Source organism: Vibrio sp. 1288, from assembly GCF_033344475.1.
On sequence record NZ_JAWPOX010001060.1, the window covers coordinates 1 to 532 of the forward strand.

Here is a 532-nt window from a genome sequence, read left to right on the forward strand (position 1 = left end):
ATATGCTCAGAGTTGGAAGCGCTTTGAAGGTATTCATAGCCAATTAACAGATGAACTTGTCAATAAAGAGTCTCCATTTTATTTAGAAGATTTTGCTAAGCACTACGAATTAGCGCTCAAGAATAAAGGTTAAGGTGGGATTGTGAAACAAATTTATAAATCATTTTTTTTATTTATATTTTTAGTATTAATGGGATGCTCCGCCGCTAATTTAGTGGTCGACCCATATGCGGATTTAGAAATAACGGCAAATCATAATATCAACCCTGACTCGAATGGAAGACCATCACCAGTTGTTGTATATGTATTTGAACTTACATCAAATACACTGTTTGAGAGCCAAGATTTTTTCTCTATTTATGAGGAGCATGAAAAAGTACTCGGTCCAGACTTGGTGAATAAATATGAAATATCTTTGACACCAGGCCAAAAAGAAATCTACCAAGCTAGTATGTCTCCTAAAACAGAATATTTGGGTATCGTAGCCGCGTTTCGCGATATTGAGAATTCAAATTGGCGACAAGTCATTAAA

The 532-nt window shown here is 35.2% G+C and carries 1 protein-coding gene and 1 pseudogene; both read left to right on the forward strand.

Annotated elements, in window-relative coordinates:
* A pseudogene (locus tag R8O11_RS30895) lies at window positions 1–133 on the forward strand (type VI secretion system-associated FHA domain protein TagH); the annotation flags it as partial.
* Between the two features lie 9 nt (window positions 134–142).
* Window positions 143–532 (forward strand): type VI secretion system lipoprotein TssJ (tssJ, locus tag R8O11_RS30900; protein WP_318195347.1); only part of this gene is annotated, 390 nt, incomplete at its 3' end.